We start from the raw sequence: 25,154 nt of genomic DNA, 5'->3' as shown, positions 1-25,154 counted from the left end.
GTGTGATGTCTCAGGAGATCGGTGACAGTTCTGTATCAGGACATCGGTGACAGTTGGTGTATCAGGACTTCGGTGACGGTCGGGGGCGGCTGCCGCGGGGTCGGCCGTTGCCGACGTAGGTGATGCCGGGTGCTGGTCGGGTGGTTTCGAGGAGGATTTCGCCGTTGAGGTCGATGACGGTGATCTGGTCGTGGTCGGCGACGACGTAGATGTGTTCGAAGGCCCGGTGGGTGTCGACCATGTACATGACTTTCTCGAAGCCGATGGTTCCGGTGGTGGCGATCTTTCGGAGCACGGTGCCGGCTGGTAGGTCGATGGGGAGTTCGGGTTTGGGCCTGGGGGTGGCTGGCGGGGTGATCTCCCAGGTGGCGCGTGGCCGGTCGGGGTCGGGCCGTGGTGGGTCGGCTTTCGGGGTCGCGAGCCACGCGGTCTCGGGGGTGACGCGGCCGGGTAGGCCCTGGTGGGGCCGTTCGGTGTTGTAGATGTGGTCGAAGGTGTCGACTTGGGCTTGGAGTTCTTCCAGGGTGGCGGCCAGGGGTTGTTTGTCGAGCCAGCGGAACAGGGTTTGGTGGAAGCGTTCGTTCTTGCCCTGGGTGGTCGGCTTGTTGGGTTTCCCGGTGATCGGGGTGACGCCCAGGCGGCGGGCGTGGACGACGAGTTGGCCGAGGTAGCCACGCCGGGTCGGGTTCAACGCCGAGCCGTTGTCGCTGAGCAGCCGTTGGGGTACCCCGTGCGCGGCGACGGCTTTGTCGAACACTTTGATCGCGTCCTTGCTGTTCTCGCTCCAGCCCACATGCGAGGCGACCGCGTAGCGGGAGTGGTCGTCCTCGAGTTGGAAGATCACACACGTGCGGCCACCGGTCAGGACGTACTCGGTGGCATCGAGCTGCCAGCACGCGTTCGGGGCCGGGTACACGAACCGGCGCCACGCTGAGCGGGGCTTCTTCTTCGGCTCGGCTCGGGCGACCCCGGCTTGGCGGAAGATCCGGGCCAGCGCGGCGATCGAGGGCACTACCGGTAGCCCCATTGCTTTCATCTTGTCGTGCACGCTGATCGGCCCGTGGTCCAATCCGGAGGCTTCCATCGCGGCACGTACCTGCACGGCTTGGGTCTTCACCTGTTCGGTCAGGGTCGTTGGTGACGATTTCGGCCGCCGCGACCGGGGTTCCAGCACAGCTGCCTGGCCGTCGTCCCGGGCCCGTCGCCGCAGCTCGTAGAACGACTTACGCGAGATGCCGTGCTCGACGCAGAACGTGGACACCGCGCCCCGCGGCGCGTCATCAGGCCAGTTCGCGATCGCGAGACGGACAACAGGATCGATGGGTTCATGAGCAGCCATTCCCCGAACCCTGCCGGGGAAAAGTCACCCACCACGAACCCCACACGGGTGGTCGCGGTGGTACTGCCGCGGGCGGGCCCACGCCCGCCCTTGCCCTCGAGATGATGGGCAGTCCGCGCGATCGGAACGGCAGGCTCAGACAGGCCGAGGACCTCACGCCTACCGGGAAGAACTGTCACCACCAACACCCCCGAAAGTGTCACCGATGTGTTGATGCAGAACTGTCACCGATGTCTTGAGACATAACAACAGAAACTGTCGGACCAGCCTGCCAGAATAGTACACATGTTCGAACTGGTGGATGTCTCGCGAATGGACGCGGCAGCTGCCCTCGACCTGGTCGAGGCTGCCGAGCGGGTCCGGCTGCTGGCCGACGTCCAGCGCGCCACCGCGATGCTGCGGGTGGTGCGCAGCTACCGGCACGAGGTCCCGGCCGACAAGGTGCGGCTCGGCGCGGACGGCACTCCCCTGGTCGATGACTTCGCCTGCCTGGAGCTTGCGGCCGCGCTGCGGCGTGAACCTGTCGGCGTCACTGCCGAGGTCGCCGAACTGCTCACTCTCCAGGCCCGCCACCCGCAGTTGTGGGCGCAGGTCTGTCGGGCTGCGTTCCCGCTGTGGCGGGCGCGCAGGATCGCCCGGATGGCCTGGGAGCTTCCCCTCGAACTGGCCCTGTGGCTGGATGCCAGCCTCGCCCCCTTCCTCACCCGGCTCGCGCCGTCCCGGCTGTTCAGCTTCGTCGAAGCCCTGGTGGTCCAAGCCGATCCCCAGGCCGCCAACGAGCGTTTTGTGGCCGCGCAGCGGGCCCGTCGGGTGAACGTGCACCCGTCGCAGGACGGCGTCTGTGTCCTCACCGGTCTCCTCGACGCCGCCGACGCGATCTACCTCGATGCTGCGCTGTCCCAGCTCTCCGACATCCTTGCGGTGACCGGCTCGACGGAGGGTTCCGATGTCCGGCGTGCCATGGCACTCGGCATCCTCGCCACCCCCGCCCGGGCGCTGGCCATGATCCAGGGCTCGCTCCAGCCCACCCTCGACACCGAGACCGTCACCAGCACCAGAGAGCTTCCGCCTGCCACCTCAGACCGAAAGGGTGAGGTTGCCCGGCAACAGCCCGCGCGCTCGCCACTCCACTGCGCCGGCCACAGCTGCGGCACGATCACCGTCGATCCGGAGCGGCTGCTGCCCCGGGCGACGCTGGTCGTCCATCTTTCCGAACGCACCCTCGACCTGGGTCACGGTCTGGCTCGGGCAGAAGGGGTAGGCGCGGTGACACTGGAGCAGCTTCAGGTGCTGCTCCACAACCGGCGCATCGTGATCCAGCCGGTCTTCGACCCCGACGGTGTCGTGCCGGTGGACTGCTATGAGATCCCTGCCCGCGTTCGCCGCGCCGTCCTGCTGCGGCATCCGCGGGAGGTCTGGCCCTACGGTGGCCGGTCCAGCGCCGGGCTCGACCTCGACCACACCCGTCCCTACCAGTGGGACGGCACCCCCGCTCAGACCGCCGTGGACAACCTCGGGCCACTGGCGCGCAAGGCGCACCGCGCCAAGACCCACGCCGGCTGGCAGGTCACCCGAGCAGGCGCCGGCGGGTTCGACTGGATGAGTCCGCTGGGCCGCCGCTATCTCGTCACCGCCGCCGGCCTCACCTACGCCGCCGACGGAGTGGGCGGCACAGTGCGAGACGCTCAGCTGCTGCCCGACCCGCCGGGACGGGGCGGCAGATCTGGTCGTGGGGTGAGCCCTCGCCGCCGCAAGGCTCGCCCGGCAGGGCAGCCGGGCGCCAACGCCCGCCCCAGGGTTCGACTCCGGCGCTGATCCTGCCGGCCCGCTGCGCTTTCCGAGTTACACCGCGCCTTCCCGGGCCAGCATTCGGTAGCGCCCTCACGCCTCCCACCGGTTCAGCTCGCTGAACCGGATGCAGCTGTGCCCGCAGCGTCCTCGATGGTCACGATATGGCGCACGCCCTGGTCTGGTGTGGCGTTGTCGCTGTGGGGAACGACGTCTGCCAGCCACGTCGGGTAGGCGCGCAGACCGGGCAGGTCATCGAGGTCCACCCAGCGCAGCCGTTCGGGGACGCCGTCCATGGTCACCGAGCTGCCCCTGGGCTCGAAGTCGTCGGGAACGTTCACCCGGTAGTAGAACGCCAACTCGTGCCAGCGCTCGCCGGCGTCCTCCACGAAGAAGTTCTCGTGGATCACCACCAGCGGGCCCGGTTCGAGGTTCCAGCCGGTCTCCTCGAGGAGTTCGCGGCGCAGGGCCTGCTCGGCGGTCTCAAACAGCTGCACGCCGCCGCCCACCGAGTACAGGTAGGCGTTCTTGGCGTTGCCGGCCAGCAGCACCCGCCGGTCGCGGACGATCAGCGCTGCCACCCGGTAGCGGAAGACCACGCCGTCGGCGGTGCGCAGGCAGATATCCGGGTCAACAGCGGGCATGACAGGCAATCTAGCGCGGGTTGGAGGCTGGCTCCTGGGACGACTGGCAGCAACCCGCACCCGGCCTCGACGATCTCCTCAGGCCGCAGTGCGGCGCAGCAGCGCCAGGAACATCGCGTCGGTGCCGTGCCGGTGCGGCCACAGCTGGACGAAGTCGTCCACCGCAGCATCCGCAACCTCGGGCAGGTAGTCCGCGGCCCGTAGCAGCTCCGCGCCTGCCGCGCGGGCTGCCACCACCTCCCGGGTCTCGGCCAGTTGCGGCGAACAGGTCACGTAGGCGATCACCCCACCGGGCCTGGTGGCGGCAATCGCCGAGTCGAGCAGCCGACGCTGGAGGGGCACCAGATCGGCCAGGTCGGACGGCTGCCGCCGCCACCGGCTCTCCGGACGCCGGCGCAGCGCCCCGAGTCCCGTGCACGGCACGTCGGCCATGACCCGTGCAAAGCTCGCCGGCGGCCAGGCCGGCCGCGTGCCGTCGGCCACCACGGTCACCGGTTCGTGGTCGCCGTCGTAGCAGGCCAGGTTCGCCGCCACCAGACCGGCCCGGTGTGGCTGCAGCTCGCTGGCGACCAGCCGACTCCCCTGCTCGATCGCCAGCCCGGCCAGCAGCGCGGCCTTGCCGCCCGGCCCCGCGCACAGATCCAGCCAGAGCCCGGACGGCGCCTCGACCCGGCTCAGCGCGAGTGCCACCAGCTGCGAGCCCTCGTCCTGGACCCCGGCGCGACCCTCGGCAACGGCGGGGATACTGCCCGGTGCGCCCGGGACGGCCGCGCCGTACGGTGAGTAGCGGGTGGGGGTGCCGCCGAGTTCGGCCACCGACGCCAGCCCAGGTCGCACCACCAGGTGGTTCACCGGCGCCACGTTGTCGGCCTCCAACGCGGCCCGCAACTCGTCCGGCGAGCGGTCGCCCAGCGCGTCCCGCCAGGCTTCGACGATCCAGCGGGGATGCTGGGTCGCCAGCGCGAGCACGTCCAGGTCGTCCAGTCCGGCCGACAACTCGGCCAGCCATCCGTCCCAGTCCCGGGCGGCCACCTTGCGCAGCACCGCGTTGACCAGCCCGGCCACCCGCTCGCCGATCTGGGTGGCCGCCAGGTCGACCGAGGTGGCCACCGCGGCATGAGAGGGCACGCGCATGGCCAGCAGCTGGTGGGTGCCCAGCCGCAGCACATCGAGCACGGCCGGGTCCAGCCCCGCCACCGGTCGCCCGGCCGCCCGTTCCAGGATCGCGTCGTAGCTACCCAGCGCACGACAGCTGCCGAAGGTCAGCTCGGTGGCGAAGGCGGCGTCGCGCGTCTCCAGCCCGGCTCCTTCGGCGGCCAGGGCCAGATTGGCATAGGCGTCCTGGTCTCCGATCCGGCGCAGCACCCGGAAGGCCACCAGCCGTGCCGGGTCGACCTGACGCCGTCGGCTCACGAGAAGGTCACCTGCCGGCCGTGCAGGCCGTTCGCCCAAGCGGTCGCGGGCATCGGGCGCTTCCCCTGCGGCTGCACCTCGAGCAGCGCCAGGGCTCCCCGACCGGTGCCCACCAGCACCTCGCGACGACCGGGTGCCACCTCACCGGGAGCCAGCCCACGGCCGTCCTCGACGGCTTCGGCCCGCAGCACCCGGAACCGCTCGTCGCCGTCGGTGGTCCACGCCATCGGCGACGGGTTGCAGGCCCGCACCAGACGCTCCAGCTCCAGGGCCGCCAGGCTCCAGTCGAGCCGGGCCTGCTCGACGGTGAACTTCGGGGCAACCGTGATGCCATCGGCTGGCTGCTCGGCAGCCTGTGCCCGTCCGGCTTCCAGGTCGTCGAGCACCCGGGTGAGCAGCCGGGCACCGACCGGCGTCAGCCGTCCGAGCAACTCCCCGGCGGTCTCCCCCGGTTCGACCGGCACCTCTTCGGCGGCGAAGACCGGGCCGGCGTCCAGTGCGGGGACCAGCTGGAACACACTGACACCGGTCACCTGGTCACCGGCCAGCAGGGCGCGCTGGACGGGCGCCGCGCCGCGCCAGCGCGGCAGCAGCGAGTAGTGCACGTTGAGCCAGCCGAACCGCGGCAGCTCAAGGACCGGCTGCGGCACCAGAGCGCCGTAGGCGATCACCGGGCAGGCGTGTGGCGCCAACTCGGCCAGCCGGGCGACGAAGCCGGGCTCGGACGGACGGACCGGTTTCAGCACCTCCAGCCCGCGTTCGGTGGCCAGTTCTGCCACCGCGCTGGGCACGGGCCGCTTGGAGCGCCCCTGCGGCGCGTCCGGCCGGGTGACCACCGCCACCACCTCGTGGCCGGAGTGGTCGAGCAGCTGCAGCAGGGTGTCAGCGGCGACGGCGGGAGTGCCAGCGAAGACCAGGCGCATGGGCCTCAGCCTAGACGGTCGGCTGTGCCACGCTCAGCCCATCACGTGGGGGTCGACCCGTACCCGGATGGCGCCCTCCGCCTTGCTCGCCGAACGCTGGGCGAGCAAAGCGCGGACCGACCCCAGCAGCTCGGCCGTCACCGGCAGCGGGCACCGCAGGGTGAGCCGGGCGAGCTCGCTGTCCTGGCCGAGCACCGGGAACGGGCCCTGGCTGGTCGCCTGGCCCGGCAGCGCCAGCTTGCCGAGCGCTTCGGTCAGCACCCGATAGTCGCCCTCCAGCATCACCAGCTTCAACGCCGGCGGAAGACCTGCCTCGCGGCGCTCGGCGAGTTCGCGCTCCGCAGCGCCCACCGGGTCGAGCCGCAGCAGCGCCTGCAGTTGGCGGTCGGTAGTCTCCCCCACGGCCAGGACGGTGCCGCCGTCCGCTGCCGGCCGGACCAGCGCAGCGACGGCCAGCCAGCGGCGCAGCGCCTCCTCGCCGGCACGCAGGTCGGGCCGGCGCAGGGTGACGCCGGTGTCGAGCAGCACTGCGGCGGTGTAGCCGAATGCCGCGACCGGCTCCACGCCCGGGGTGGCCAGGACGATCGCCGGCCGGTCATCGATCCGGTCGATCCGCTTCTCACCGGTGGAGTGCAGCACGCTCGCCCCCGGGAATGCCTTGCCGAACTCCTCGGCGGTCCGCGCGACGCCGGCGACCGGAGTGCGAACCTGCGTGCTGCCGCATTCCGGGCACCGCCAGCTGGGCAGCGGCGGGCCGCACCACGGACAGGTCAGGCCGGCGGGGGTGCGCAGGAGCCCTTGGGAACAGCGTGGGCAGCGGGCCACCGCGCGGCAGCGGTCACACACCACCAGCGGCTGGTAGCCGGCCCGCGGCACGCTCACCAGCACCGGGCCGGACGTCAACCCGTCCCTGATGGTGGCGAAGACCTGCCGCGGCAGTCGCTGGTCGTCCGGCGCTGCCCGGACCGCAGCACAGACCGCGCGGGCGGCGGCCGGGGCGAGTTCGATGGGGTGCAGCCAGCCGGTTTCGACCAACCGCTGCACCTCGGCGGTCCGGCCCCGGGCGGCCAGCAGCAGCGCACAGCCGGCCTGGTGGGCGCGTAGCACGGCCACCTCGCGAGCGTGGGGGTAGGGTGCCCGCGCCTCGGCGTAGGAGTCGTCGCCGTCGTCCCACAGCGCCACCAGCCCGAGGTTGCCGACGGGGGCGAAGACCGCCGAACGGGTGCCCAGGACGAGCCTGACCTGACCCCGCAGCACCGCGAGGAAGGCCCGGTAGCGGGCGGCCGGGCCGAGTTCGGCGCTGAGACTGACGAAGCTGCCCCGGCCGAAGCGTGCCGCGGCCCGTTCGGCCAGCGCATCCAGGTCGTGCTGGTCGGGCACCACCAGGATTGCGCCCCGGCCGCCCTGCAGCGTGGTCGCCGCTGCCTCCAGCAGACCGGCCTGCCAGTCGCCGAGCCCGTCCGTCCGGGGTACTGGCGTCCAGGCGGCCCGCGGGCGGCCCTGGGCCAGGGCCGCCAGAAAGCCCTCCCCGGCGGGATAGCCGGCCAGGGTGGACGGTTCGCGCCGTTCCAGGTCGGGGGTGGGATGGTCTGGCGGCGCGGCCTTCTCTGTCACCCCGTGCCGTGGCGGGACGGCCAGCCGCACCACATCGGAGAAGCTGCCGGCATAGTGGTCGGCCACCGCCCTGACCAACTGGGCCACCTGCGGGGTGAGCACCGGTTCGGGCGAGACCACGGTGAGCAGCGGGCTCAGCTCGGCCCGTTCGGAGTCGTCGGTGAGTTCGAGAATGAAGCCGTCCCGCTGCCGCCCGGCGAAGCGCACCCGCACCCGGGCGCCAGTCACGGCCTGATCGGCGAGTTCGTCGGGCACCCGGTAGTCGAACGGACGGTCAAGGTGGGCCAGCGGCACGTCCACCGCCACCCGCGCTACCCGGTTCGACTCCATGCAGGCATGGTAGGGCCCGGGGCTGACGGTTGGGATGGCCCGAATGCGACCAGCCCCGGCTGCTCAGCCCCTGACCGTCTTCGCCAGGGCCTCGGCGCGGTCGGTGTGCTCCCAGGTGAAAGCTGCCAGTTCCCGGCCGAAGTGGCCGTAGTTGGTCGTCTGGGCATAGATCGGGCGCAGCAGGTCGAGATCGCGGATGATCGCCGCCGGACGCAGGTCGAAGACCTCCAACACGGCCTGGCTGATCTGCGCCAGCGGCACCTTCTCGGTGCCGAAGCACTCGGCATAGAAGCCGACCGGGTGCGCCCGTCCGATCGCGTAGGCGACCTGCACCTCGCAGCGATCGGCCAGCCCGGCTGCCACCACGTTCTTGGCCACCCAGCGCATCGCGTAGGAGGCGGAACGATCGACCTTGGACGGATCCTTGCCCGAGAACGCGCCACCGCCGTGGCGGGCCATGCCGCCGTAGGTGTCGACGATGATCTTGCGCCCGGTCACTCCGGCGTCGCCCATCGGGCCGCCGATCACGAACTTCCCGGTCGGGTTGACGTAGGCCGACAGGTTGTCGTGTGGCAGGTCGTAGCGAGCCAGCACCGGCTCGATCACCAGCGCCTGGATCGCGGGCGTGACCAGCGCGTCCACGTCTGCCGACTCGGCGTGCTGCGTGGAGACCACCACGGTGTCGATCCGCACCGGGGTGCTGCCCTCGTACTCGATGGTCACCTGGGTCTTGCCGTCCGGGCGCAGGAAGTCGACCTCGCCGCGGTGGCGTACCTCGGCCAGCCGTTCGGCCAGCCGGTGCGCGATGTCGATCGGCAACGGCATCAGGTTCGGGGTCTCGTTGCAGGCATAGCCGAACATCAGGCCCTGATCGCCGGCGCCCTGGGCGTCCAGGTTGTCCAGCGACCCGTCACTGCGGGCCTCGAGGGCGCGGTTCACGCCCTGGGCGATGTCCGGAGACTGCGAACCGAGCGCCACCAGCACCCCACAGGAGTTGCCGTCGAAGCTCACCCGCGAGGAGTTGTAGCCGATCTCGACGATCCGCTTCCGCGCCAACTCGGCGATGTCAACGTAGCCACCGGTGGTCACCTCGCCGGCGACCACCACCGCGCCGGTGGTGACCAGGGTCTCCACCGCCACCCGGCTGCGGTGGTCTTCCCGCAGCAGGGCGTCCAGGACGTGATCGGAGACCGAGTCCGCAACCTTGTCGGGATGGCCTTCGGTGACGGACTCGGAGGTGAACAACCGGCTCACAGGGAGAACCTCGCACTCGTAGGAACTGCAACAGCAGCATCAAGGATGGCATGGGCCACTGACGACTTGTCGTCGGCCAGCCGCGCGACCACCCCTGCGCCGGAGATGATCGTGACCTCGGTCGACGACGAACCGAAGATCCGCCCGCCGCTGACGTCGTTCAGGACGAGCAACTGGCAGCCCTTGCGGGCCAGCTTCTCCCGCCCGAGCCGGAGCAGTTCGTCGGGGTCAGAAGCGGTCTCGGCGGCGAAGCCGACGATCACCTGCCCGTCCGGGCGCTCACCGGCGAGCGCCTTGAGCACGTCCGTGGTCTGTACGAGGTCGACCCTCAGGCCCTGGTCGCCGGACTTCTTCAGCTTCACCTCACTCGGCGATGCGGGGGTGAAGTCTGCCGGCGCGGCAGCCATCACCACGATGTCGGCCGCGGCTGCGTGGTCGAGCATGGCCTCGGCAAGCTCGGCGGTGGAGACCACCGGCACAGCGTCCACACCGGCGGGAATCGGCAGGGCCAGGTTGGCCGCAACGACGGTCACCCGTGCACCACGGGCCGCCGCCGCGCGGGCCAGGGCCAGCCCCATCCGGCCGGAGGAGGCGTTGCCGACGAACCGGACCGGATCCAGCGCCTCCCGGGTGCCGCCAGCGCTGATCAGGACGTGCCTGCCGGCCAGGTCCTGGCTGGCCATGGCCACTGCCAACCGGGGGTCGGCGAGCAGGGTGAGCGCCACCTGTTCGATGTCCGCGGGCTCCGGTAGCCGTCCTGGACCGGAATCGGCGCCGGTCAGCCGGCCGGACGCCGGGTTCATCACCGCCACGCCACGCGACCGCAGGGTGGCGACATTGGCCTGGGTGGCAGGGTTCAACCACATCTCGGTGTGCATCGCCGGCACCATCAGGATCGGACAGGTGGCGGTCAGCAGGACATTGGAGAGCAGATCATCGGCTCGTCCAGCAGCCGCCCTGGCCAGCAGGTCGGCAGTGGCGGGCGCCACCACCACGAGGTCGGCCTGGCGTCCCAGCCGGACATGGGGCACCTCATGGGCGGCCTCGAACACCCCGGTGTGCACCGGTTTGCCGGACAGTGCCGCCCAGGTGGCTTCACCGATGAAAGCCAGCGCGTTCGGGGTGGGGACGACGGTGACGTCATGGCCGGCCTCGCTGAACGACCGCAACAGCAGGCAGGCCTTGTACGCGGCGATACCGCCCGACACCCCGAGCACGATCCGGCTCATGGCGCCGGCTCAGGCCAGGTCGTCGGTGCCGAACGGGTCCAGCGAGAAGTCGGGATCGGCCTCCGCCTCGGCCCGTGCGGCGGCCTCGGCCTCGGGGTCGATGTCGGTGCATTCCAGCACGTCGGCGTTGATCTCGCGCAGCGCGATCGACAGCGGCTTCTCCTGGATACCGATGTCGACCAGCGGGCCGACGTTCTCCAGCAGGCCCTCGCCCAGCTGGGAGTAGTAGGCGTTGATCTGCCGGGCGCGCTTGGCCGCGAACAGCACCAGCCGGTACTTCGAATCCACCTTGGTCAGCAGTTCGTCGATCGGCGGGTTGGTGATGCCTTCAGGAGTCTGGGTGCTCAAGTTATGCCTTCTGGTCGCAGGTTGGCCCAGGAAGTGGGCCGGGGTGCGCAGGGCTCTGCCCTGTCACAGACCGAGCAAGTCTACCAACTCATCGACCGCGGTGCCCAAATCGTCGTTCACGATCACCGCGTCGAACTCGCCGGCCGCGGCCAGTTCGATCTCTGCGGTGCGCAGTCGGCGCGCAATCTCGGCCTCAGACTCGGTGCCCCGGGCCAGCAGTCGCTCCTGCAGCGTCTCCCACCGGGGCGGCGCGATGAACACGAACCGGGCGTCCGGCAGCTTCTCACGTACCTGCCTGGCGCCCTGCAGTTCGATCTCCAGGATCACCCGGCGTCCTTCGGTCACCGCCTGCTCGACCGGCGCGGACGGCGTGCCGTAGCGCGCGGAACCATGCACCAGCGCCCACTCCAGCAGCCCGTCACAGCCGATCAACTCGTCAAACCGCGCATCGTCGATGAAGTGGTAGTGCACGCCGTCGACCTCGCCGGGCCGGGGCGCGCGAGTGGTCACCGAGACCGATACCCACACCTCGGGGTGCCGCGCGCGTAGCGCGGCCACCACCGTCCCCTTGCCGACAGCGGTCGGCCCGGAGATGACGGTGATGTCACCGCTCACCGAACTCCGACCGCAGCCCGGCCAGCTGGTGACGGCCGAGCCCGCGGATCCGCCGGTTGGGCGCGATCTCCAGCTTCTCCATCACGACCGCGGCACGCTTCTCGCCCACGCGCGGCAGCGACTTCAACAGGTCGACCACCTTCACGTGTGCCAGGACGTCGTCCTGCGAGGCGGCGTCGAGCGCCTGCGCGAGGCTGAGTTCGCCGTCACGCACCTTGTTCTTCAGCTCGGCCCGCTGCCGACGCGCCATCGTGGCGGCAGCCCGGGCGGCCTCGAGTTGCTCTGTGGTGAGCTGCGGAATGGTCACAAGATTCTCCAGCTTCTGAAAAAGCAGCCAATGCCCACAATCTAGCGAGGTACAAGGGTGTTCGCAGGGATTCGGCGCTGTTCATGGCGAATTTTTCGCCAGCGGCGCGGTCCAGTCAGGCCAGAAGGGTGTCCACCTTGGCCCGCAGTGCCGCCGGATCGGGGCCGGCCGCGATCACGCCGCGGCCCACCACTGCCACCACCTGGTCGACAGCATCGCCGAACAGGCTGGGCAGATCCTCCATCTTCCCGCCCTGGAAACCGATGCCCGGTACCAGGATGGACGCGTTGAAATCGGACAGATCACAGCCGATCGTGTCGTGGGTACCCCCCACCACCAGCCCGATCGCCCGCTGCCGGGACTCGCGGTTCGCCTCGGTGGCGGCGTCGATGATCGACTGCACCACCGAACCCTCGCCGTCGTGGGTGAGCGCCAACTGCACCCCGGCGCCTTCCGGGTTGGAGGTGCGGGCCAGGACGTACACCCCACGCTCGTAGCGGTGGGCCGCCTCGAAGGCGGGCGTCAGGGACCCGAACCCGAGGTAGGGCGACAGCGTGATCGCGTCGGCGGCCAGCGGGGAGCCGTCGGCGAGGTAGGCCTCGGCATAGGCGGTCATCGTGGAGCCGATGTCGCCCCGTTTCACGTCCAGGATGCTCAGCGCCTCGGTCTGCGCAATGTCGGCCAGCACCCGTTCCAGGCCAGCGATCCCGGCCGAACCGTAGGCCTCGAAGAAGGCCGACTGCGGCTTGAACACCGCCACCTTGTCGCCCAGCACCTCGACCAGGTGCCTGCCGAACCATTCGGCACCGGCGGCATCGGTGGTCAACCCCCAGGCGGTCAACAGCGACGGGTGCGGATCAACGCCGATACACAGCGGACCGCGGGTGGAGACGATCTCGCGCAGTCTGCGCCAATAGCTGGTCACCCTCTGTTCCTCCTTGAATCAGCGGCGTTGATGCCGGCCACCAGGCCGGGGCCGTGGTAGATGAAGCCAGTGTAAAGCTGAACCAGTCGGGCGCCAGCGTCGAACATCGCCAGGGCGTCGTCAACGGTCATGATGCCGCCGACCCCGATCACCGGCAGGGTGGTGTGGGCGGTGAGGTAGCCGACCACGTCCAGCGCGCGGGTGGTCAGCGGCGCTCCGGAGAGCCCGCCGGCCTCTGCCGCCAGCTGCCGGTCGGACGGAGCGAGCCCGTCCCGGCGCAGGGTGGTGTTGGTGGCGATGATCCCGGCGATCCCGGTGTCCTGGCAGACGGCGAGCACCTGGTCGAGTTGCGGCCAGCTCAGGTCGGGCGCCACCTTCACGAAGATCGGCACCGGCTGGGCAAGGCCGGGACCGGAGCCGGCGAGTTCGGCCGCACGGCGCACCAGGGCAGCGGTCAGGCCGGCCAGCGCCCCGGCGTCCTGCAGGCTGCGCAGGTTCGGTGTGTTCGGGCTGGAGACGTTGATGGCGAGGTAGTCGGCGTAGCCAGCCAGGGCATCCAGGCTGGCCAGATAGTCGGCGACCGCGTCCTCGACGGCGACCACCTTGGTCTTGCCGAGCGAGATGCCCAGCGGGATTCCGGCCGCGCCATTGCCGCGCGCGATGCCAGCCCCGTTCAGTGTTGCCGCCAGCGCTGCCGCACCGCGGTTGTTGAAGCCCATCCGGTTGACCACCCCGGCGCTGGCGGGGGCACGGAAGATCCGTGGCCGATCGTTGCCGGGCTGGGCCCTGGCGGTCACCGTCCCCAGTTCGGCGAAGCCGAAGCCGAAGGCCGTCCACGCCCTGGCCGCCAGCCCGTCCTTGTCCAGCCCGGCGGCCAGGCCGACCCGATTCGGAAAGCGGATCCCGGCGACGGTCGCGGGAACTCCCTGGCTTCCGGCCAGCAGGTGCAGCAGGCCGCGTGACGGCGCGAAGCCACCGAGCCGCGCCAGCAGGTCGATCTCCTGCTCGTGGATCGCCTCCGGGTCACCGCCGTGGCTGGCGAACAGCAACGGACGCAGCAGCCCGGTGTAGCCGGCCTCCAGCAGCTCCGCCGGCAGTCCCATCAGTGACCGGCCAGTTCGGCGCGGACACCAGCGCTCCATTCCTGCAGGGAACGGACCCCCACCTCGTGGCGCTGCAGCGCCTCGATGCCCTGGACGCAAGCGCTCAACCCCTGCACGGTGGTCACGCAGGGCACGTCGGCCAGGATCGCAGCCGAGCGGATCTCCCAGCCGTCCCGCCGCGGGGAACCGTCCCGGCTCTGGCCGTGCGGGGTGTTGAACACCAGGTCGACCTCGCCGGACAGAATGGCGTCGACCACTGTCGGCTCGCCGTTCGGTCCGCGGCCCTGGGAGTGCTTGCGGATGCTCGTCACCTCGACGTCGTTGCGGCGCAGCACCTGCGCGGTGCCGGCGGTGGCGAGCACCCGGAAACCCATGTCTGCCAGCTTCTTGATCGGGAAGATCGCGTGCCGCTTGTCCCGGTTGGCCACCGAGACGAACACCGTGCCCGCCGTTGGGACATCGCCGTAGGACGCGGCCTGGCTCTTGGCGAACGCCACCCCGAAGCTCTTGTCGAGCCCCATCACCTCGCCGGTCGACTTCATCTCCGGGCCGAGCAGGGTGTCCACCCAGCTGCCGTCGCTGGTGCGGAACCGGTTGAACGGCATCACCGCCTCCTTCACCGCGATCGGGGCGGCGTCCAGCACGGCGGTGCCGTCCATCCCGGTGCGCAGCAGGCCGTCGGCCCGCAGCTCGGCGATGCTCTCCCCCAGGGAGATCCGGGCGGCCGCTTTCGCCAGCGGGGTGGCGGTCGCCTTCGAGACGAAGGGGACGGTCCGAGACGCCCGCGGATTGGCTTCCAGCACGTAGAGCACATCGCCCAGCAGCGCGTACTGGATGTTGATCAGGCCGCGCACCCCGACGCCGGCGGCGATCTTCTCCGTCGAGCTGCGGATCAGGTCGATCACCTCCTGGCCCAGGGTGATCGGCGGCAGCGAACAGGCCGAGTCACCGGAGTGGATGCCGGCCTCCTCGATGTGCTCCATCACCCCGCCCAGGTAGAGCTCGGTGCCGTCGTAGAGCGCGTCCACGTCGATCTCGATCGCGTCGTCCAGGAAGCGGTCGACCAGCACCGGGTGGGCCGGCGTGATGTCGGTCGCCCGGGCGATGTAGCCGGCCAGTGAGTCGTCGTCATAGACGATCTCCATGCCACGTCCGCCCAGCACGTAGCTGGGCCGCACCAGCACCGGGTAGCCGATCGCATGGGCGATCTCCAGCGCCTCTCCGGCCGACTGCGCCATCCCGTAGGCGGGGGCGGTCAGACCGGCCTCGTCCAGCAGCTTGCCGAAAGCGCCACGTTCCTCGGCCAATTCGATCGCCTCCGGCGAGGTGCCGACGATCGGCACACCGGCGTCCTTCAGCGCCTGGGCGAGCTTCAGCGGGGTCTGGCCGCCGAGTTGCACCAGCACCCCTGCCACCGGGCCGGCCTCGGACTCGGCGTGGTAGACCTCGAGCACATCCTCCAGGGTGAGCGGCTCGAAGTAGAGCCGGTCCGCGGTGTCGTAGTCGGTGGAGACCGTCTCGGGATTGCAGTTGACCATCACGGTCTCGTAGCCGGCCTCGCGCAGCGCAAGCGTGGCGTGCACGCAGGAGTAGTCGAACTCGATCCCCTGCCCGATCCGGTTCGGGCCGCTGCCCAGGATCAGCACCGCGGGCTTGGTCCGCGGTTCGACCTCGTTCTCCTCGTCATAGCTGGAGTAGTGGTAGGGCGTCCGGGCCTCGAACTCGGCCGCGCAGGTGTCCACCGTCTTGTAGACCGGACGGATCCCCAGCGCCCAGCGCACCCCGCGAACCACGTCCGGGGAGAGGTTGCGCAGCCGGGCGATCTGGTTGTCCGACAGGCCATGCCGCTTGGCGGTACGCAGCAACTGCGGGGTGAGCTCGACGGCGTCGCGCACCTGCTCGGCGACGTCGTGGATCAGCAAGAGCTGGTCCACGAACCAGGGGTCGATCCTGGTCGCCTGCTGCACCTGCTCGACGTCGGCACCGAGCCGGAAGGCGTCCATCACATCCTTCAGCCGGCCGTCGTGCGGGCGGGCCATCGAGTCCAGCAGCTCGTCCAGCGTCCGGGTGATGGGTGCGGTGAAGTCGAAGCCGGCGCGGGCGTCCTCCAGTGAGCGCAGCGCCTTGCCAAGGGCCTCGGTGAAGTTGCGGCCGATCGCCATCGCCTCACCCACGCTCTTCATGTGGGTGGTGAGGGTGGAGTCAGCGGTCGGGAACTTCTCGAAGGCGAACCGCGGCGCCTTCACCACCACGTAGTCAAGGGTGGGCTCGAAGCAGGCCGGGGTCTGCTCGGTGATGTCGTTGGGGATCTCGTCCAGGGTGTAGCCGACCGCCACCTTGGCAGCGATCTTGGCGATCGGGAAGCCGGTCGCCTTGGAGGCCAGCGCGGACGAGCGGGAGACCCGCGGGTTCATCTCGATCACGATCATCCGGCCGTCGATGGGGTTGATCGCGAACTGGATATTGCAGCCGCCGGTGTCCACCCCGACCGCGCGAATCACGGCGATGCCGACGTCGCGCATCGCCTGGTACTCGCGGTCGGTGAGGGTCATCGCGGGCGCGACGGTGATCGAGTCCCCGGTGTGGACGCCCATCGGGTCGAGGTTCTCGATCGAGCACACGATCACGACATTGTCCGCGCGGTCGCGCATCACCTCCAGCTCGTACTCCTTCCAGCCCAGGATGGACTCCTCGATCAGCACCTCGGTGACCGGGGAGGCCGCCAGGCCGGTCCCGGCGATCCGGCGCAGCTCGGTCTCGTCGTGGGCGAAGCCCGAGCCGACCCCGCCCATGGTGAAGGACGGGCGCACCACCACCGGGTAGCCGAGGTCGTCGACCGCGGCCAGCACCTCGTCCATGGTGTGGCAGATGGCCGAGCGGGCCACGCCGGCGTCCACTCCCGGGACGTCGAGGGAGAGCACGATCTCCTTGAACTTCTCCCGGTCCTCGCCGGACTGGATGGCGTCGATCGAGGCGCCGATCAGTTCCACGCCGTACCTCGCGAGCACTCCGGAGTCGTGCAGGGCGACGGCGGTGTTCAGCGCGGTCTGCCCGCCGAGGGTGGCCAGCAGGGCGTCCGGACGCTCGGCGGCGATCACCTTCTCGACGTACTCCGGGGTGATCGGCTCGATGTAGGTGGCATCGGCGAACTCGGGGTCGGTCATGATCGTGGCCGGGTTGGAGTTCACCAGGACCACTCGGAAGCCCTCCTCGCGCAGCACCCGGCAGGCCTGCGTCCCGGAGTAGTCGAACTCGCAGGCCTGGCCGATCACGATCGGGCCGGAGCCGATGACCAGGATGGACGAGATGTCGGTACGGCGCGGCATCAGGCCTCCTTCCGCTGGCGGCGGGCGGTCATCACGTCGATGAACCGGTCGAACAGGTAGGCCGAGTCGTGCGGGCCGGCCGCCGCCTCGGGGTGGTACTGGACCGAGAAACTCAGCAGCTCACCGTCCGGGGAGCGGAGTTCGAGCCCCTCCACCACGTCATCGTTCAGGCAGACGTGGGACACCCGAGCCTGGCCCCACCTGGTGGACGTGGACCCGGCCAGCGGCGCGTCCACCGCAAAGCCGTGATTCTGGGCGGTGATCTCCACCTTGCGGGTGGTCAGGTCCATCACCGGCTGGTTGATCCCGCGATGGCCGTATTTCAGCTTGTAGGTGCCGAACCCCAGGGCCCGGCCGAAGATCTGGTTGCCGAAGCAGATGCCGAAGTAGGGCAGCCCGGCGTCCAGCACCTGTTGCAGCAGCTCCACCTCGGCATCGGCAGCGGCCGGGTCGCCGGGTCCGTTGGAGAAGAACACCCCGTCCGGTTCGAGCGCCCGGAGCTGTTCGATGCTGCTGCCGGCCGGCAGCAGGTGTACCTCGATGCCACGTTCGGCCATCCGGTGCGGCGACATGTCCTTGATCCCCAGGTCCACCGCCGCGACGGTGAACCGCCGTTCCCCCACTGCCGCAAGCACTGTCGGTTCGGGGGTGGTGACGTCGGCGACCAGGTTGGCGCCCACCATCGGTGGAGCCTGACGTACCCGGGCGAGCAGCCGTTCGGGGTCGAGCTCCTCGGTGGAGATGCCGACCCGCATCGCCCCGCAGTCGCGCAGGTGGCGGGTGAGCGCCCGGGTGTCCACCTCGGCGATCCCGACTACTCCCTGGGCGCGCAGCTCCTCGTCCAGGGAACGGTTGGAGCGCCAGTTCGAGCGCACCCGGGAGAGGTCGCGGACCACATAGCCTGCCACCCAGATCCGGCGGGACTCGTCGTCCTCGTCGTTCCAGCCGGTGTTGCCGATATGTGGCGAGGTGGCGATCACCACCTGGTGGTGGTAGCTCGGATCGGTGAGGGTCTCCTGGTAGCCCGACATTGCGGTGGAGAAGACCGCCTCGCCGAATGCCTCACCGTGGGCGCCGAAGGAAATGCCGTGGAAGGATCGTCCGTCCTCCAGAACCAGTAGGGCGTCGACGAGCGGGCGCGCATACAGGCTGCTTGGCATAGGGTTCCCTTCGCAGTTCGCAGGGATCGCCCAGACCGACCCCGCAGGACTCTACCAAAGCCCGCCGGGCACTCTCGTCGGCGTTCGCGGTCGCCACCTGGCTACACTGCCAGGCGTGTCCGATACCGCTGCGCCCGGCCGACCCGTGCTGCGCGCCTGGCTGGTGATCGCCCTGGTCGCCGCCGTGCTGGTCGGGCTGCTGGCCGCCCTGGGCGGCTTCGAACGCCGCCAGGTTCGTTGGCTCGAGGCGGCGCCCGGGGATGAGATCGACGCCGGCAACCTGGTGTTCCGGTTCGATGCGGCCACTGCCCAGCACTTCACCAAGAGTTCTGACAGCCCGTGGCGGGTGGTGGTCACCGGTTCCGTCCGGAATCCGCACCAGGAGACCCTCGGCCCGCTCACCGGCAAACACGGCAACCTCAGGGGGATCCAGCCCGGCGCCGACCCGGAGGTGGCGGTGGACTGGCAGGCGGGGCTCGGCCCGGCGGCTCCCGGGTCGGTTTACAATCCGCGCCGGACGGTCCCCCCGAACGACCACTGGCTGAGGCTGACGGCCACCTTCCGGTTCGACGAGTTTGAGCCGAGCGACACCTTCATGGTCGGCGTCAGCCCGCAGGAGTACGCCGCCAACATCATCCTGGGGCTGAGCGAGACGCCGTCCTGGAATACCGACGCCTACGCCCTCCCCGTCCAGGTGACCGTGCCGCTGACCCGGCTGCCAGACAGCGACTACTGAACCTTCACCTCGCCGGCCAGGATGATGTCGCCGCCGTTGCCCCAGATCCGGATGCCATGGACCTCCGGTACGGCGGTGGCGGGGATCTGGAAGAACTTCAGCACGGTGCCGGAGGAGCCCTCGCAGAAGGACTGGTAGCCCCAGTCCTTGACCCAGCTCTGGGTGTCCCTGGTCCAGGTGCGATCCGCGCCGAGCAGGTGAACCTCGCAGGCCACGTCGACGCCCGGCTCGCCGGCGTAGTCGAACACCACCGCCACGAAGGCGGCGCCGGGCACCGGCGAGTCCGCACCACTGACCTGCGGTACCACCTCCACGGTGGTCATCCCGCGCAGCGTGAAGCCGGCCCCCGGCGTGTGCGCTGTCTGGTCCTGCGGGGTCGGCTCGGGATCCTTGGTGTACGGCACCGTCACCCGGGCGAGCCACAATGCGGAGAAGGCGACCGCGATCAGCACCGCGCCGGCGAGCAGCGCCACCGGTCGTCGCAGCCGTTCCCGCAGCCAGCTCATGGCACCCACTGCTTCGGCAGTCCGGAGTAGCTGACCTCAGGTCCCGGGGAGGGTGCTGGCAGCGCCACTTCGGCGCGCAACTGCCCCAATTGCAGCAGGCCGCTCGGCCACACCTCCAGCATCAGGGGGTCGCCGAGGTGCTCGGGTGCGACTTCGAAGACCAGGTCGTAGTCGGTGGCGAACCCGGGCGGGGTCAGCATCGTGGTCGGGCCCGTCCAGGGCTCGTAGCTCCGGTCTCCGGCGTGCAGGGTGGCGTAGAGGAAGGAGCCGCCGCGCTCCTCGAACATGGTCACCGGTACCACCACGAACACCAGGTCAGTCGGGTTCTGGTTGCCGGACTGATCCACCAGCTGGTACCCGGCCCGCGGCTCGCCCACCGTGGTGCCCGCGCTGAACAGGGTGAGCTCGGTGCCGACCTGGCCGCGGACCACCTTCACGCCGGAGTCCGGGGTGGCGGCCAGACTGGACAGGGCCAAAGCCAGGCACACGACGAAGCCCAGCAGCGCTTCGCGCAGTCGGGGCCGCGGCCGGGCGCCAGCACCACCGGTGGTGATCAGCTCCCCCACCCGGGCGACCGTCGCGCCGAGCAGCGCCAGCCGCAGTCCGAGCACCAGCACCTGCGACAGCAGGTCGTAGAACGGCATCACCCGGAGCGCCGCCTTGCCGTACTGCGGCCCGATCAGCTGGTCCAGCCCGGACTGCAGCAGCGCTCCGGCCCAGTCGATCGCGGTGAATGCCAGGACGTAGCCGCCCAGCAGCGGCAGCCCGGCGCCGGCCAGGAACCGGACGGCATGCCACAGCGGGACGAACTTGTCGTCCAGGTCGCCGGCAAAGAACCCGTTGGCGATGGTGGCCACGGTGCCACCGTGCCCCCGGGTCTGCTCGATCAGCTCTGCCGAGGTGGCGACCTTGATGCCGGCCACCACCACCGCCAGCGCCAGCCAGGCCAGCGGCTGGGTGATCACGTCCCAGAGCGCGGGCCAGGCCTGGGCGGCCAGGAACTCCCAGGCCGCCAGCCAGAGGCCGTCGAGGTGGATCCAGCCGAACAGGGCATTCCCGGCGGCGTCCCACCAAGCCCCCAGCTGCCGGCCGTACAGCCACAGCCGGGCGGCCTCAGCCAGTCGGAACAGGCTCAGCAGCGCCAGCAGCACCCAACTGGCTTCGGCCACCGCGCCGACCAACCCGATCCAGCTGCGTTCGCTGCGGTCCGCCAACCAGTCCAGGCCGCGGCGCAGCAGGTACAGCCCCACCACGATCGCCAGCACCGTCCCCAACGACTGGGTGGACCTGGTCGGATCCAGCGCGCTGAGGAACTCCGAACTGCCCAGGCCGTAGCGGCCGGTCAGCGCCAGCACCATGTTGCGGGCGAAGTCGTCGACGAAGCCGAAGGCGGCATAGATCGCCAGGAAGGGCAGGATGGTCTGCGCCAGCAGGCGCACCGGCGGTACCGGGGAAGTCAACGAGGTCTGGTGGACGGCGTCCAGCTGGATCCCCGAGCGCTCCATCACCCAGCGCAGGGTCAGGACGATCATCGCCAGCTGGACCACCGCACCGATCGCCAGGCCGAGGATCACCAGCCACGGTGAGACGAAGGCGAACTCGGTGGCGAACAGCACCGAGCCGTAGTAGCCCACCCAGCCCAGCAGCATGAAGCCCACGACGGCCGGCGCGAACCGCCACCAGGTGACCGACGTGCGTCCCAGCAGACCGACGAACTCGTCGCCGATCCCGCGCAGCGTGCCGATCACTCCCAAGCCCTACCCCCGGCCGGCAGCCACCGTGCGCAGCATGCCGTTCAGGAAGGTCGCCGAATCGTCGGTGGACAGCTCCTGCGCCAGCGCCACGCACTCGGCGACCGCCACCTGGTCGGAGACCTCGGTGTGGACGATCTCGTAGACCGCGATCCTGGCCAGGTTCCGGTCCACCCGCGGCATCCGCTCCAGCGTCCAGCCGTCGGCCAGGGCCCCGGCGATCAGCTGGTCGATCGCGACCCGGTTGGTCGACACACCCTCCACCAGCTCGCTGCTGAAGGGCCGCACGGGTGGGTCTGCAAGGGCCACCTGGTCGGCCAGCACGGTGAGCGGATCGACACCGCGCAGATCGGCCTCGAAGAGGATGTCGAGGGCACGCTTGCGGGCCTTGGTGCGCGCCGAACCGCGCTTGGCGGTCGGGGTGGGCACTAGACGCGACCCAGGTAGCTGCCGTCGCGGGTGTCGACCTTGACGGTCTCGCCGGTGGTGATGAACAGCGGCACCTGGATCTGCAGGCCGGTCTCGACGGTGGCCGGCTTGGTGCCACCGGTGGAGCGGTCGCCCTGCAGGCCGGGCTCGGTGTAGGTGACCACCAACTCCACCGAGGCGGGCAGGTCGATGTACAGCGGTGTGCCGTCGTGGATCGCGATGGTGACGTTCGCGTTCTCCAGCAGGTAGTTCTTGCCGTCCCCGACCACGTCCTCGGCAAGATTGATCTGGTCGTAGGTGGAGGTGTCCATGAAGACGTAGGACTCGCCGTCGTTGTAGAGGTACTGGAACTCGCGCCGGTCGACCTGGGCGGTGTCCACCTTGGTGTCGGAGTTGAACGTGCGGTCGACGACCTTGCCGGTGAGCACGTGCTTCAGCTTGGTGCGCACCACCGTGTTGCCCTTGCCGGGCTTGTGGTGCTGGAACCAGATGACCGACCACAACTGGCCGTCCAGATCGAGCACCATGCCGTTCTTCAGATCGTTGGTGGAAACCACGCGTCAAGCCCTTCGCTTCGTCCGATTCTCGCAGCCGGACAGTCTACGGTGCCGGCTGCCGGCCACTCAAACCGACCCGAACTGCTCGCGCGCGACGCAGCGGTAGGTCTCTTCCATCACCTGTTCGTCGGGGCCTGCCACCACGTACGGGCTGCCCAGCGACTCCAGCACGACGAACCGGACGGTGTGCCCGCGGGCCTTCTTGTCCAGACTGATCGCCTGCCGCAGGTCGGGCCAGGCACCGTCCTGGTAGCTCACCGGGAGACCGGCCTCGGCCAGCACGTCGCGGTGCCGCTCGACCAGCTCGGCATCGATCATGCCCAGCCGGTGGGACAGCTCCGCGGCGTAGACCATCCCCACGCTCACCGCGTAGCCGTGCCGCCAGCCGAAATGCTCCCGCCGCTCGATGGCGTGCCCGAGGGTGTGGCCGTAGTTGAGCGCCTCCCGCCCGACATTGGACTCGCTGGAGGTCTGCTCGCGCAGATCGGCCGAGACCACTGACGCCTTCACCGCCACCGCACGCCGAATCAGCCGGGCCTGCCGTTCGGACGGCTGCAGCGCGTCGGCCGGGTCCTCTTCGAAGCTGTCCAGAATCAGCGGATCGGCGATGAAGCCGCACTTGAGCACCTCGGCGAACCCGGAGTTGAGCTCCTCGGGCGGCAGGGTCTGGAGGAAGTCGAGGTCGCCGAGCACGGTGAACGGCTCATAGAACGCGCCGACGAGGTTCTTGCCGGCACTCAGGTTGATCCCGGTCTTGCCGCCGACCGCCGCATCCACCATGGCCAGCACGGTGGTCGGCATCGCGATGTAGCGCACCCCGCGCAACCAGGTCGCTGCCACGAAGCCGGCCAGATCGGTGGTGGCGCCGCCACCGAAGCCGACAATTGCATCGGACCGGGTGAAGCCTGCCTCGGCCAGCAGTTCCCAGCACTGCTGCAGCACAGCGGGGGTCTTGGCCAGCTCCGCCTGCGGGACCGGGATCGACAGCACCTGCTGGCCGAGGTCGGCCACCAGGCTGGCCACCTGGGGTTCCAGCCCACAGGCATGGATCACCGCCACTCGGTCGACCCCGTCGAGGAATTGTGGCAGCAGCGACGACACGCCGGGAGAGATCAGCACCTGGTAGGGCTGGGCGGTGAACACGTCGATCGGTTCCCAGCTGTTCATGGCAGCCCCCTCCACACCTCGATGACCCGGTCCGCAACCTCGGCCACGCTCAACCGGTCCGTGTCCACCTGCACTGCGGCGACCCTTTCATACCAGTGTTCTCGTGCCTGCAGCAGCGCGTCCAGTTGTTTGCGCATCACCGTGAGGGTCTCCATCCCCAGCGCGGACATGCCGAGCCGGCGGGTGGCCTGCGGCACTGACACCCGCAACCAGACGACCGGAAGACCCTGCAGCGCCGTCCGCACCTGGTCGGCCTCGACCGCCGCACTGCCCAGACTGATCACCCCGGGCTGGCGCAGCGCCGGCAGGCTCGCCCTCGTCTGGGCGCGAGCGAGTTCCGCCTCCGACAGCGACGCGTAGGCCTCCGGCAGGCTCAGCCCGAGGTCGGCGGCGACCTGTTCGTCGGTGTCGGCGAAGCCGGTTCCCAGGCGCTCGGCCACCAGCCTGCCGACAGTGGTCTTGCCGGCTGCCGGAGCGCCCACCAGGACCAGCCGATCGAGGGTCACCACAGATGCTTCTCGGCCAGTCCGTCAAGGTAGGCGCGGGCATTGCGGCGGGTCTCGGCCAGCGAGTCGCCGCCGAACTTCTCCAGCACCACCTCGGCCAGCACGAGCGCCACCATGGCCTCGGCCACGACCCCGGCCGCCGGCACCGCGCAGACATCGGAACGCTGGTGGTGGGCGGCGGCCGCCTCGCCGGTGCGGGTATCGATGGTCCGCAGGGCGCGCGGAATGGTGGCGATCGGCTTCATCGCGGCCCGGACGCGGAGCAGTTCCCCATTGCTCATCCCGCCCTCGGTACCGCCGGAGCGGTTCGACAACCGGCTCACCCGGCCGTCACCGGGTACGAGTTCGTCGTGGGCGAGCGACCCCCGGGTACGGGCCAGGTCGAAGCCGTCGCCGACCTCGACCCCCTTGATCGCCTGGATGCCCATCAGCGCACCGGCCAGTTTGGCGTCCAGCCGGCGGTCGCCCTGGGTGTGGGAGCCGAGCCCCGGCGGCAGGCCGTAGGCCAGCACCTCGACCACGCCGCCGAGGGTGTCGCCGTCAGTGCGGGCCTGCTCGATCTCGGTCTGCATGGCCACGCTGGCGGCCAGGTCGTGGCAGCGTACCGGATCGGCATCGATCGCCGGGAGATCCTCCGGCCGTGGCAGGTCTGTGGCAGTGCTCTGCGCCCGGCCGATCGCCACCACGTGGCTGAGCACGCGGATGCCGAGGGCCTGTTCCAGGAAGCTCGCAGCCACCCTGCCCAGCGCCACCCGTGCTGCCGTCTCGCGGGCCGACGCCCGCTCCAGGATCGGCCGGGCCTCGGCCCAGTCGTACTTCTGCATCCCTGGCAGGTCGGCATGGCCCGGACGGGGCCGGGTGAGCGCGGCGTTGCGGGCCAGGCCGTCCAGCACCTCGGCAGCGACCGGGTCGGGCGCCATCACCTGCTCCCACTTCGGCCACTCGCTGTTCCCGATCATGATCGCGATCGGTGATCCGAGGGTCTCGCCGTGCCGTACGCCGGCCAGCACCGTCACCTCGTCGGCCTCGAACTTCATCCGCGCGCCGCGTCCCTGGCCCAGCCGGCGCCTGGCCAGGGCGGCGGCAATCACGTCGGACGTCAGCGCCACATGGGCGGGAATCCCCTCGATGGTGGCCACCAGGGCCCGGCCATGGGATTCCCCGGCCGTCAGATAACGCAGCAC

The 25,154-nt window shown here is 70.2% G+C and carries 22 protein-coding genes and 1 pseudogene; 2 read left to right on the top strand and 21 right to left on the bottom strand.

The window, feature by feature from the left end; genetic code table 11:
• Positions 1-35 precede the first annotated feature (35 nt).
• Positions 36-1,261 (bottom strand): annotated as a pseudogene (locus VB080_RS01730) (integrase core domain-containing protein).
• Between the two features lie 363 nt (positions 1,262-1,624).
• Between VB080_RS01730 and VB080_RS01725 the strand changes: the two are divergent.
• Positions 1,625-3,154: a DUF222 domain-containing protein gene (locus VB080_RS01725; RefSeq protein ID WP_323416689.1), complete on the top strand. Its 1,530-nt coding sequence runs from the start codon at positions 1,625-1,627 to the stop codon at positions 3,152-3,154.
• Between the two features lie 83 nt (positions 3,155-3,237).
• Here the strand turns inward: VB080_RS01725 and VB080_RS01720 are convergent, their stop codons facing one another.
• From VB080_RS01720 to carA, 13 genes are all read right to left on the bottom strand, one after another.
• A complete protein-coding gene (locus tag VB080_RS01720; protein ID WP_323416688.1) occupies positions 3,238-3,771 on the bottom strand; it encodes an NUDIX hydrolase in 534 nt (177 codons plus the stop codon).
• A 78-nt stretch (positions 3,772-3,849) separates the two neighbouring features.
• Positions 3,850-5,184, bottom strand: a complete 1,335-nt coding sequence (locus VB080_RS01715) for an RsmB/NOP family class I SAM-dependent RNA methyltransferase (protein ID WP_323416687.1) — start codon at positions 5,182-5,184, stop codon at positions 3,850-3,852.
• Positions 5,181-6,107 carry a methionyl-tRNA formyltransferase gene (gene fmt / locus VB080_RS01710; protein WP_323416686.1) on the bottom strand — a complete coding sequence of 309 codons (927 nt, stop codon included), beginning with the start codon at positions 6,105-6,107 and terminating at the stop codon, positions 5,181-5,183. Before fmt ends, VB080_RS01715 begins: the two co-directional genes overlap by 4 nt.
• Positions 6,108-6,140: 33 nt before the next feature.
• Positions 6,141-8,051, bottom strand: coding sequence for a hypothetical protein (locus tag VB080_RS01705; RefSeq protein ID WP_323416685.1), 1,911 nt, complete (start codon positions 8,049-8,051; stop codon positions 6,141-6,143).
• A 63-nt stretch (positions 8,052-8,114) separates the two neighbouring features.
• Positions 8,115-9,305, bottom strand: coding sequence for a methionine adenosyltransferase (metK, locus tag VB080_RS01700; protein WP_323416684.1), 1,191 nt, complete (start codon positions 9,303-9,305; stop codon positions 8,115-8,117).
• A complete protein-coding gene (coaBC, locus tag VB080_RS01695) occupies positions 9,302-10,534 on the bottom strand; it encodes a bifunctional phosphopantothenoylcysteine decarboxylase/phosphopantothenate--cysteine ligase CoaBC (protein WP_323416683.1) in 1,233 nt (410 codons plus the stop codon). The genes metK and coaBC overlap by 4 nt, the downstream gene beginning before the upstream one ends.
• Before the next feature lie 9 nt (positions 10,535-10,543).
• On the bottom strand, positions 10,544-10,882 hold the full coding sequence (rpoZ, locus tag VB080_RS01690) for a DNA-directed RNA polymerase subunit omega (RefSeq protein ID WP_323416682.1): 339 nt from the start codon (positions 10,880-10,882) through the stop codon (positions 10,544-10,546).
• 63 nt (positions 10,883-10,945) lie between these two features.
• Positions 10,946-11,497 carry a guanylate kinase gene (gene gmk, locus VB080_RS01685; RefSeq protein ID WP_323416681.1) on the bottom strand — a complete coding sequence of 184 codons (552 nt, stop codon included), beginning with the start codon at positions 11,495-11,497 and terminating at the stop codon, positions 10,946-10,948.
• The gene (gene mihF / locus VB080_RS01680) at positions 11,487-11,816 is read right to left on the bottom strand and encodes an integration host factor, actinobacterial type (protein ID WP_323416694.1); all 330 of its coding nucleotides are present in this window, start codon (positions 11,814-11,816) and stop codon (positions 11,487-11,489) included. The genes gmk and mihF overlap by 11 nt, the downstream gene beginning before the upstream one ends.
• A gap of 103 nt (positions 11,817-11,919) precedes the next feature.
• Complete coding sequence (pyrF, locus tag VB080_RS01675; protein WP_323416680.1) at positions 11,920-12,729, bottom strand: orotidine-5'-phosphate decarboxylase; 810 nt, start codon at positions 12,727-12,729, stop codon at positions 11,920-11,922.
• The gene (locus VB080_RS01670) at positions 12,726-13,832 is read right to left on the bottom strand and encodes a quinone-dependent dihydroorotate dehydrogenase (RefSeq protein WP_323416679.1); all 1,107 of its coding nucleotides are present in this window, start codon (positions 13,830-13,832) and stop codon (positions 12,726-12,728) included. Before VB080_RS01670 ends, pyrF begins: the two co-directional genes overlap by 4 nt.
• The gene (gene carB, locus VB080_RS01665; protein WP_323416678.1) at positions 13,832-17,158 is read right to left on the bottom strand and encodes a carbamoyl-phosphate synthase large subunit; all 3,327 of its coding nucleotides are present in this window, start codon (positions 17,156-17,158) and stop codon (positions 13,832-13,834) included. The genes VB080_RS01670 and carB overlap by 1 nt, the downstream gene beginning before the upstream one ends.
• Positions 17,158-18,318, bottom strand: coding sequence for a glutamine-hydrolyzing carbamoyl-phosphate synthase small subunit (gene carA / locus VB080_RS01660; RefSeq protein WP_323416677.1), 1,161 nt, complete (start codon positions 18,316-18,318; stop codon positions 17,158-17,160). The genes carB and carA overlap by 1 nt, the downstream gene beginning before the upstream one ends.
• 115 nt (positions 18,319-18,433) lie before the next feature.
• Between carA and VB080_RS01655 the strand changes: the two genes are divergently transcribed.
• A complete protein-coding gene (locus tag VB080_RS01655; RefSeq protein WP_323416676.1) occupies positions 18,434-19,054 on the top strand; it encodes a hypothetical protein in 621 nt (206 codons plus the stop codon).
• On the opposite strand, the gene VB080_RS01650 is transcribed toward VB080_RS01655, so the two are convergent.
• From VB080_RS01650 to aroC, 7 genes are all read right to left on the bottom strand, one after another.
• A complete protein-coding gene (locus tag VB080_RS01650) occupies positions 19,048-19,560 on the bottom strand; it encodes a hypothetical protein (RefSeq protein WP_323416675.1) in 513 nt (170 codons plus the stop codon). The genes VB080_RS01655 and VB080_RS01650 overlap by 7 nt on opposite strands.
• A complete protein-coding gene (locus tag VB080_RS01645; RefSeq protein WP_323416674.1) occupies positions 19,557-21,314 on the bottom strand; it encodes a hypothetical protein in 1,758 nt (585 codons plus the stop codon). Before VB080_RS01645 ends, VB080_RS01650 begins: the two co-directional genes overlap by 4 nt.
• Before the next feature lie 3 nt (positions 21,315-21,317).
• Positions 21,318-21,740: a transcription antitermination factor NusB gene (gene nusB / locus VB080_RS01640; protein ID WP_323416673.1), complete on the bottom strand. Its 423-nt coding sequence runs from the start codon at positions 21,738-21,740 to the stop codon at positions 21,318-21,320.
• Complete coding sequence (gene efp / locus VB080_RS01635; protein WP_323416672.1) at positions 21,740-22,297, bottom strand: elongation factor P; 558 nt, start codon at positions 22,295-22,297, stop codon at positions 21,740-21,742. The genes nusB and efp overlap by 1 nt, the downstream gene beginning before the upstream one ends.
• Positions 22,298-22,363: 66 nt before the next feature.
• Positions 22,364-23,464: a 3-dehydroquinate synthase gene (gene aroB, locus VB080_RS01630; RefSeq protein ID WP_323416671.1), complete on the bottom strand. Its 1,101-nt coding sequence runs from the start codon at positions 23,462-23,464 to the stop codon at positions 22,364-22,366.
• Positions 23,461-23,970, bottom strand: coding sequence for a shikimate kinase (locus tag VB080_RS01625; RefSeq protein WP_323416670.1), 510 nt, complete (start codon positions 23,968-23,970; stop codon positions 23,461-23,463). The genes aroB and VB080_RS01625 overlap by 4 nt, the downstream gene beginning before the upstream one ends.
• Entirely contained in the window at positions 23,967-25,154 is a 1,188-nt protein-coding gene (gene aroC / locus VB080_RS01620) for a chorismate synthase (protein WP_323416669.1), read from the bottom strand. The genes VB080_RS01625 and aroC overlap by 4 nt, the downstream gene beginning before the upstream one ends.

Origin of the sequence: Propionicimonas sp. (assembly GCF_034927565.1) — a bacterium.
Taxonomy (GTDB): domain Bacteria; phylum Actinomycetota; class Actinomycetes; order Propionibacteriales; family Propionibacteriaceae; genus Propionicimonas.
Note: the sequence above shows the minus strand (reverse complement) of the source record. Positions and strands in the feature narration are given on the sequence as shown.

Coding starts and splice junctions, on each gene's coding strand:
- carA (WP_323416677.1), bottom strand. CDS start 18,318: ATGCCAAGCAGCCTGTATGCGCGCCCGCTCGTCGACGCCCTACTGGTT.
- VB080_RS01720 (WP_323416688.1), bottom strand. CDS start 3,771: ATGCCCGCTGTTGACCCGGATATCTGCCTGCGCACCGCCGACGGCGTG.
- aroB (WP_323416671.1), bottom strand. CDS start 23,464: ATGAACAGCTGGGAACCGATCGACGTGTTCACCGCCCAGCCCTACCAG.
- VB080_RS01705 (WP_323416685.1), bottom strand. CDS start 8,051: ATGGAGTCGAACCGGGTAGCGCGGGTGGCGGTGGACGTGCCGCTGGCC.
- VB080_RS01650 (WP_323416675.1), bottom strand. CDS start 19,560: ATGAGCTGGCTGCGGGAACGGCTGCGACGACCGGTGGCGCTGCTCGCC.
- carB (WP_323416678.1), bottom strand. CDS start 17,158: ATGCCGCGCCGTACCGACATCTCGTCCATCCTGGTCATCGGCTCCGGC.
- VB080_RS01670 (WP_323416679.1), bottom strand. CDS start 13,832: ATGGGACTGCCGGCGGAGCTGCTGGAGGCCGGCTACACCGGGCTGCTG.
- fmt (WP_323416686.1), bottom strand. CDS start 6,107: ATGCGCCTGGTCTTCGCTGGCACTCCCGCCGTCGCCGCTGACACCCTG.
- VB080_RS01725 (WP_323416689.1), top strand. CDS start 1,625: ATGTTCGAACTGGTGGATGTCTCGCGAATGGACGCGGCAGCTGCCCTC.
- coaBC (WP_323416683.1), bottom strand. CDS start 10,534: ATGAGCCGGATCGTGCTCGGGGTGTCGGGCGGTATCGCCGCGTACAAG.